Origin of the sequence: Cellulomonas fimi (assembly GCF_028583725.1) — a bacterium.
Lineage (GTDB): Bacteria > Actinomycetota > Actinomycetes > Actinomycetales > Cellulomonadaceae > Cellulomonas > Cellulomonas fimi_B.
Window position 1 is genome coordinate 4478082 of record NZ_CP110680.1, and the last position, 8140, is coordinate 4486221.

Sequence of the window (8140 nt, forward strand, 5' to 3'; positions counted from 1 at the left end):
GCGCTTCTTCCTACCGAACACCCGCCACCTCCCGTACGACCCGGACGACTCGCGTGGGTTCGACTCCGGCGATCGTCGGCGCCACCACAACCTGGGCAACGCCGGCCCCCCACTTCTTCCCGATGCTCTTGGCGTCTTGCACTTCCTGCTCGGCCTTCTCGCCCTTGAGCGCGACGAGCACCCCGCCGGCACGCAGCATGGGGAGGGCCATCCTGTAGAGCTTGTCGAGGGACGCCACGGCACGTGCAGTGACCGCGTCGGCGATCAAGCGGCCATGGACGTCCTGCGCCCGGTTCCGCTCGACCACGACGTTGTCGAGCCCAAGCCGCTCGGCCACCTCGGTCAGCCAGTCGGTGCGACGCTCCATGGGCTCCAGCAGGACGACTTCACACTGGGGACGCATGGCTGCGACGACGACGCCCGGCAGGCCTGCGCCACTTCCAAGATCGACGATCCGTCCGCGCTCAGGGAGGAACGGCACCACCGCGGCGGAGTTCAGCAGGTGCCGCCCCCACAGGCGCGACACCTCACGGGGCCCCACGAGTCCACGGAGGACGCCTTCATCCAGGAGCATCGAGTGGAACCCGTTGACGGCCGGCCACGCGTCGCCGAAGAACTGCTGGACAACGGGATCCCCCGTGAGCGGGTCCTTGTCGGCTGCCACGTCGGGGGCATCTCCCGTCACTGCATCCCCCGTTTCACGTGAAACAAAGCGGTCGGACCGCGGCCAGTGCTAGCCGTGAGGGCCACCTCCAGGCAACCGGGAAAAGCCCCTCTGCCGTCGGCGACGCCCCACCGTACCGTGAGCCCCGACACGCCTCCGCGCCATACACAGGCGGGTCGCCAACCGGTCTGCGACATCCCGCGCGACACGCCGACGGCTCGAAACAGCAGGCTCCGTGAGGCCCTCTGCCGGGACGTGAGTGCGCCCTCCACACGTCGACCGCTCCCGGCAACGACTGGTCCATCCGAGTGCTCGTCGACACCACCGCGGCCAGGCATCCGACGCTGTTACGCCGTGCCCGCGCTGGCTGGGCTGTCTTGTTCGACGTTGTACCGCCCGGCCGCCTCCCTTTGCGCCCGCCGACCTACCGTCGGCAGGCGCTGCTCCTCGGTAGAGACCGTGAGGAGCCCTCGCCCGACGTGGACGCCGCTCGCACCAGCAAAGGTGGCGGGTGCGACCTGATCCTCGCGCTCGCCAACAACGCCGCGGCAATCGTCGCGCCGCCAACAACGTCGCGCCCCACCCGAATGCGGGCCGCTGTTCCACGTGAAACCCCGTCAATCGGGGTTGCGGTCATCCCCTCCGCCCCGCGGCCGCTCGGGGCTTGCCCGACACCTCGCGCGCAACCCTTCCGCTGCGACCGCTCCATGAGAGAGCGAGCATGCCCATGCCAGCGTGAGTCACGCAGCCGCGCACCCCGGACTCGCGCTACGTCCATGCCACCCCCGCGCTGTCTCGCTGCTACGTCGGCTCGTGTCCGGACACCCTCGCACTGACCGGCACTCCGGCCGACGCTCTGCGCGGATCGACCTCCTGTCCGTCAACCACGCCCGCGCGCCGGGGTGCGGCGCTTGTCGCGGCACATTCGAGGCCTCTCATGTCGGCGCCTCTTCGGAGGCCGGATGCAGGAAGCTGTGAGGCGCAAGCCGGCAGCCGGAAGCCAGGAGCCGGAAGCCAGGAGCCGGAAGCCGGATGCCAGGAACAGGAGCCGGAAGCCGGAAGCCGGAAGCCAGGAGCCACGAGCCAGGAGCCACGAGCCACGAGCCACGAGCCACGAGCCACGAGCCACGAGCCACGAGCCACGAGCCACGAGCCAGGAGCCAGGAGCCAGGAGCCATCGTTCATCAACTCGGGCACTCTCACGGCCGCGCCTGCTCATGCCGTTGCCCCGAGCCGGCGCGCCACCGACCTCGTCATGCCGATTGCATACCGCACGCGCGTGCTCGTACGACCCACACGAGTTGGCATCAGAGCTCGGAACGTCGCCCGAGTGACCTGAGGGACACCGTGCGTCCAGGCATCGGGCCGCTGGACGCGGTGCAGACATGGTCGTCCGCTCCCGGCGCACTCAATGGAGACCGCCCGTTTCACGTGAAACAGCGGACGAAGGTAGCGCCGCCGAGCACGTGAACGCGCGTCGAGCGCTCGGCGTGCGTCTGGGTGCGGTCGGCACCGCGCTGCCGGCACGAGGTCCCGGGGTGCTCCGCCGTCAGCGATCCCTTAGCACGCCTCGGACCTCGCGCTAGTCCACGGAGCGACCCGCCTCGCCCTGCCAACGACGGCCGGCCAGCTCGCGCACGTCCCCACTAGCCGCCCGCAGCACGTTCCCGATCCCCGACATCTGGGCCGCCCTGCGGGATTAGCAAGCGGGGGGCAACAGCCCTCGACGGGCTAGACGGAACGGCGGCCCCCACTCCAACCGACGCGCGCGTACCCGCACACAGGAGACGGGGCTGCGGCACCGCCTCCCTCCAGGGTGCGGACCCGTCGACGGCTCGACAGGTGCTGGCACCCGCATCCCGGGCCGAGAGCTCGACGCGGAGCGACCGAGACAAGGCGCTCGGGCGTGAGCGACTCGATCAAGCCCCGCGAGGCGATGGTCGCCTCGAACCGGACCACCGGTGGTGATGAGCGCGGCATTCGCTACGGAGTAGCGAAAGGCGCGTCGACCACCACGCCGCACCCGACTGGTCCCGCGCCTGGACACGCACGGCCCCGCCAGGGCCCACTGGCGTTTCACGTGAAACGCGCCGAGCGCGGTCGCTGATGTTCGCCTCCCCCGAGCCGATGGGCTCCCATCGGGTCGATGCGCAAGAGGCGGGCGCGGCTCCCACTGCTTTCGATCAGGGCGCCCCGACTACTCAGGAGGTTCGCCTCCTCCTCTCGGCGTCATACACCCTGACTTGGACGTGCGGCCCGCCCAGTTCCACGACACGGCATGGTGCTCGGCGGCACAGCCCACGAAGGCGTCTGGGAATCCGCGACCGCGGCACGTTGGGTCGAAGACGGGACGCGCATCTGGCCGACCGTGCGAGAGCGGGTGTTTCACGTGAAACCGAGGCGCACCGCAGGCCTGGCGGCATGCGGTGCCGGCGGCAATGTCGAGGTGTTCGCCCAGGGCCGCGGCCGATCAACGCGTCGAGCGTTGACGAGTCAGCCTCGTCAGCGTCCACGCCGGCCGCGCGAGCCAGCCATCGACCACACCGCAACCCGCTCATGGGGCGCGGCCGTCCACGTCTGCTCGCGCGTGGGTGAGGTCGGGGGCCTCCCAGGCCAGCACGCCGTCCCCCGCAGGTGGGCAGTCCGTGGGTTCTGCGCAACCAGGCCGACGCCCGGCGAGTGGTCGCCCGACCTGCTCGGTCAGCGCGACCACCTCACCGTCGGCGGAGGCCGAATCACGTTGCCCGACGCGACCGCGCACCCGTGGGTGCGCCGGTCGCGCGACGGGACGTCGCGCACAGGGATCCGGGGACCGGTCCGGCAAGGTTCTGCTTGCGAGGGCGGCTGGCGCGTAGCCCACACCTGTGCGCGTCTCGGGGGACCTGCGAGCATTGCGAGCTGGGCACAGTTGTGCGCGCGGTGCTGAGATCCGCAAACGCCGGCCCTCACCGAGGTCCGGAACCGTGTGCCAGGCGCCCTGAGTTCGACGACGCCGAGCCCACATTGCCTAGGTCCGGACCATGTCGGTGGTGCCGAGGTGCGCAGCCGAGCCGTCGCACTGAAGTCCGCAACCGCGAGGCCGCATCTCTCGGTCCGGAACCGCGAGTCTCTAGGGCCGAGATCCGCAGCCGACGCGTGATGCTGAGGTCCGGAATCGCGAGTGCGAGTTGCTCGCTCCGGAAGGGCGAGTCTGTAGCTTCGAGGTCCTGAGGCGTGATGCTGGGGTCTGAAACCACGAGGGCTGCACGCCGACGACGGCTAGGCATGCTTGGCCGCGATAGACGTGCGCCGTCGGCCCATCCGCCGAAACGCGACAATGTGCCGAGATTGGCACGCGCGTACGCGTATCGCGCTCACGCTCGGGCACGTTGTACAACGGCTTCCAGAGAACTGAGACCAGGCCTCTGGCTTGTAGCGCGAACCGCTCATCAGACGGCTAACGGGGCGCGAACTGCTGCCATCCGGCGCCCGACTCAGAGCCACCTCGTCATCGCCTGGCGTTCCTGATCGGGAAAGGCCCTCGACGGATCCGGTCCGGTGTTCCACGTGAAACAGAAGCGTGCACGCCGACAGGACCGCCCTGACTTCTGGCTCGACGGTCGGTTCGGCTCGCCTGCACAGCGATTCCGTGCAGCGTTCCCATCTGACTCCCGCGAGTTCGCGACGCAGCATGCTCCGCGGTCGGTGCTCGTGCCGGTGCTCGTGCTCGTGCTCGGCGCTTGCCTCTTGGCCTCTTGGCCTCTTGGCCTCTTGGCCTCTTGGCCTCTTGGCGCTTGATGCTCGGATCTCGAATCTCGGCGGTGGGCACGATTCACTCAGCGTTCTCTCGCCGAATGAATGGCGGGGACGCCGACGTCGTCTCACGGGACCGGTACCCATCTCCGACCAGGTGGAGATGGACGCCGCGTGAGGGCGGCTCGTGGGCTCGCGACGGCCGCGCCCCGCATGTGCGACAGTGCGCTCCGACCGCGCGGCCGACTCCCGGTCGACCGCCAGCGCAACGGCGGACCGCGGACGGCGGAGGCGGACGGCGGACGGGGACGGGGACGGCGGACCACTGTTTCACGTGAAACACGCACCGACGGGCCACTCGATCACGCGCTGTCAACTACCACTTCGCCGCGCATCGACGAGTCGCCTGCAGGCGTCCGGCGTCGAAGCCGGGGAGGGATTGTCCGCCGGCCGACGGCCAGACGACGCTCGCGCGCAGAAGCGCTGAGACGGCAGAGCCGACAAAGACGACGAGGGCGGGACGACCGATCGTCGTCCCGCCCTCGTCGAACACTCCCCCGGGTCAGGCCGGGCGGATCACCACGTGGCGATCGGGCTCGACGCCCTCGGAGTCGCTGGACAGGCCCGCGGCGGCGACAGCGTCGTGCACGACCTTCCGCTCGAACGGATTCATCGCGGTGAGGGACACCGGCGCCCCGGACTTCTGGACGCGCGCGATGGCCTCCTCCGCGACGCTCACGAGCTCGGCACGACGCGCCGCGCGATACCCCGCCACGTCGAGCATGAGCCGGCTGCGCTCACCGGTCCGCGTCTGCACGGCGAGGCGCGTGAGCTCCTGCAGCGCGTCGAGCACCTCACCGTCGCGGCCGGCGAGACGACGCAGCGAACGGTCCTCGGGGTCTTCGGAGACGATCTCGACGGCCGCCCGGCCGTGGTCGATGTCGATGTCGATATCGCCGTCGAGGTCGGCGATGTCGAGCAGCTCCTCGAGGTAGTCCGCGGCGATCTCGCCCTCTTCCTCGAGGCGCTTGGTGCTGGTGGACTCGACCGCTTCGTCGGGCGAGCTCGGGCTCATGAGGTCTCTCCGATCGTCGACTGGGATGTCGGCTGGTGGTGGGGACGGGCTCTACGACCGCGCAGGGCCGTCGGGACCGGCTCCGTCGCCACCCGCACCGCCCTTCGCGTCGCGAGAGGACTGCTGTCGGGGCGTGCCGCCGCCTGCGGCCTTCGTGCCACCGGACGCGGCCGGGCCGGTCTTGCCGGCACCCGGCTTCGAACCGCCGGACTTGGCCGGGCCACCCTTCGGCGCGCCCCCCTTCGGCGCCGTGCCCTTGGGCTTGCTGCCCGCACCCGTCGTCGCCGCTCGCGAGGTGCTGGCGGTACCTGCGGGCGGCGCGTCGTCGTCGGCCGTGGTGGCGTCCGGGCCTTCGACGCGCGGGGACGCACCGGCGACACCCTTGGCCCGGTCCTTGCGCTTCGGCTGCTGGCGCTGCCCGCGCGGCTTCTCCTCGATCACGGCTGTGGCGGTGGTCGGCTCCTCCAGCGTGATGCCTCGCGACGCAGCCCGGCGGGCCTTGCGCTCCTTCATGAGGCGCTCCGCCTCGGAGCCGGGGGCGGGCATCCGGCGGATCGTGTAGAACTGCTGGCCCATCGACCACAGGTTGGTGGTGGTCCAGTAGATGAGGACACCGATCGGGAAGTTCACACCGGAGAACGCGAAGATGAGCGGCAGGACGTACAGCAGGACCTTCTGCTGCTGCGCCATGGGCCCCTGGAGGGCGGCCGGCGGCATGTTCTTCATGGTCAGCTGGCGCTGCGTGAGGAACGTCGTCGCGGACATCGCGATGATGAGGACGACGGTGACGACCCGGATGTGCCAGTTGTCGCCGGCGGTCATGAACGTGCCGGACAGCGGCGCGCCGAAGATGGTCGCCGCCTCGGCCTGGGCGGCGAGCTCCGGCGTCATGGGCCCGATCGGGTCGTAGGTGCCGGCGGCGATGCGCGGCAGCTCGATCAGCACGCGGAAGAGGGCGAAGAAGATCGGCGACTGGAGCAGGATCGGCAGGCAGGACGCGAACGGGTTCGTGCCGTGCTTGCGGTAGAGCTCCATGGTCTCGCGGCTCATCGCCTCACGGGACGCGGGGTCGGTCTTCCCCTTGTACTTCTTCTGGATGGCCTGCATCTCGGGCGCGAGCAGCTGCATGCCGCGTGACGCCTTGATCTGCTTGAAGAACAGCGGGATCAGCAGGATCCGGATCACGATCACGAGACCGACGATCGACAGTCCCCAGGCAGCGCCGCTCTCGGGGTTCAGCCCGAGGGTCGTGAACAGGGCGTGGAACTGGACCATGATCCAGGCCACGACGGTCATGATCGGACTGAGCAGTCCGTCGAACCACGACATCCGGGGGCTCCTCGGAGGGGATCAGTGCGTGGACGGAGCCACGTCAGGGTGACGGTGAAGACGGTGGTGGTGGTGCGGGGGCCGCGCCGGTGGAACGTCGTCGACGCCGCCGGGGTTCCAGGGGTGGCACCGCAGCAGGCGCCGGACGGCGAGCCACGAGCCGCGCAGCAGCCCGTGACGGGTCACCGCGATGACGGCGTACTGCGAGCAGGACGGGTAGAAGCGGCAGGTGGGCGGCGTCATCGGCGAGATGAAGCGCTGGTACCCCCGCAGGAGGAGCAGCACGAGCTGAGCCGGGAGGCGCACGGCACCGCGGACCACTGATCGCCAGGTCATGGGACGACTACGCCTGCGTCGAGCGGCGGGACGTCCGCCGCAGGGCGGTCGCGAACGCCGAGTCGAGGTCGACACCCAGGCGCGCGTACTCGGCGGTGGCCGCCGGGGGCAGCGCCCGCACCACGACGCCCGCGTCTGCCGGCCAGGTGTCGAGCCGGGCGCGCACGAGCTCGCGCAGCCGACGCTTGACGAGGTTGCGGCGCACCGCGGTGCCCACGGCCTTGGACACGACAAGACCGACCACGGGACCGGAGGGTCCGAGGTCGGTCTTGGTCGTCAGGTGCACCACGAGGGTGTCCCGGCCGCTGCGCGCACCACGGCGCACCGCCTGCTCGAAGTCGGCAGCGCGGCGCATCCGGTGCGCGGCGGGCAGCACCGGCGCTGGCGTCAGGCCGAGAGCTCCGCGCGACCCTTGCGGCGACGGGCCGCGAGGATCGCGCGACCCGCGCGGGTGCGCATGCGCAGACGGAAGCCATGCGTCTTGGCGCGGCGCCGGTTGTTCGGCTGGAACGTGCGCTTGCTCACGAGAGTCTCCACTACATCCGGGTTGGGCCCCGCGCGTGAGCGCAGGACCTGGGTCTGTCTGCCGAGCTCGACTGCTCCAAGGACACGCACGCGGCGTGTGGCGTCAGGGCGCGCCAGCAGGAGCCATCAGGAAGGCTGGACAACGGTACGCCGCCCCGTCGCGGCCGGTCAAATGGGCGTGAGCGCCACGTCTGCCGGTCGGAACCCTACCCGGACGCCTGGTGAGGTCACCCGGCAGGACGCCTCCCCCGGCGCGTCGCCGCGGGCTAGCATCGTTCGTCGTCGCCGTGCCTGTGGACGTCGTGGACCGTCCCATGTGGAGAGGTCCGCCTCGACACGTCACGGCCGGCGCACCACGGCCCGGCGTCGTGCCGTCACGAAGTCCGCCGGGCGACCGCGCACAGGTGTGGACAACTATGTGGACAACGGGGGCCGTGCGAGACTCGACCACTCCACGATCGATCAGCTGAGGTAGGACG

The 8140-nt window shown here is 70.5% G+C and carries 6 protein-coding genes; all 6 read right to left on the bottom strand.

The genetic code is table 11. From position 1 onward, the window contains the following. Window positions 1–10: 10 nt before the first annotated feature. The 6 genes from rsmG to rpmH all read right to left on the bottom strand — a co-directional run bounded on the left by rsmG (window position 11) and on the right by rpmH (window position 7661). Window positions 11–664 carry a 16S rRNA (guanine(527)-N(7))-methyltransferase RsmG gene (gene rsmG / locus OOT42_RS20185; protein ID WP_273652932.1) on the bottom strand — a complete coding sequence of 218 codons (654 nt, stop codon included), beginning with the start codon at window positions 662–664 and terminating at the stop codon, window positions 11–13. Between the two features lie 4294 nt (window positions 665–4958). Further along, window positions 4959–5471, bottom strand: coding sequence for a protein jag (locus tag OOT42_RS20190; RefSeq protein WP_273652933.1), 513 nt, complete (start codon window positions 5469–5471; stop codon window positions 4959–4961). Between the two features lie 51 nt (window positions 5472–5522). Continuing rightward, window positions 5523–6800, bottom strand: coding sequence for a membrane protein insertase YidC (gene yidC, locus OOT42_RS20195; RefSeq protein ID WP_273652934.1), 1278 nt, complete (start codon window positions 6798–6800; stop codon window positions 5523–5525). A gap of 21 nt (window positions 6801–6821) precedes the next feature. Beyond that, window positions 6822–7136, bottom strand: coding sequence for a membrane protein insertion efficiency factor YidD (yidD, locus tag OOT42_RS20200; RefSeq protein ID WP_273652935.1), 315 nt, complete (start codon window positions 7134–7136; stop codon window positions 6822–6824). A gap of 7 nt (window positions 7137–7143) precedes the next feature. Further along, window positions 7144–7512 (bottom strand): ribonuclease P protein component, encoded by a 369-nt coding sequence (gene rnpA, locus OOT42_RS20205; protein ID WP_273652936.1) that lies wholly within the window; start codon window positions 7510–7512, stop codon window positions 7144–7146. 11 nt (window positions 7513–7523) lie between these two features. Continuing rightward, window positions 7524–7661 (bottom strand): 50S ribosomal protein L34, encoded by a 138-nt coding sequence (rpmH, locus tag OOT42_RS20210; protein WP_010849920.1) that lies wholly within the window; start codon window positions 7659–7661, stop codon window positions 7524–7526. Window positions 7662–8140 lie beyond the last annotated feature (479 nt).

Excerpts from the sequence above, each read along its gene's own strand:
- OOT42_RS20190 (WP_273652933.1), bottom strand. The coding sequence starts at position 5,471 with ATGAGCCCGAGCTCGCCCGACGAAGCGGTCGAGTCCACCAGCACCAAG.
- yidC (WP_273652934.1), bottom strand. The coding sequence starts at position 6,800 with ATGTCGTGGTTCGACGGACTGCTCAGTCCGATCATGACCGTCGTGGCC.
- yidD (WP_273652935.1), bottom strand. The coding sequence starts at position 7,136 with ATGACCTGGCGATCAGTGGTCCGCGGTGCCGTGCGCCTCCCGGCTCAG.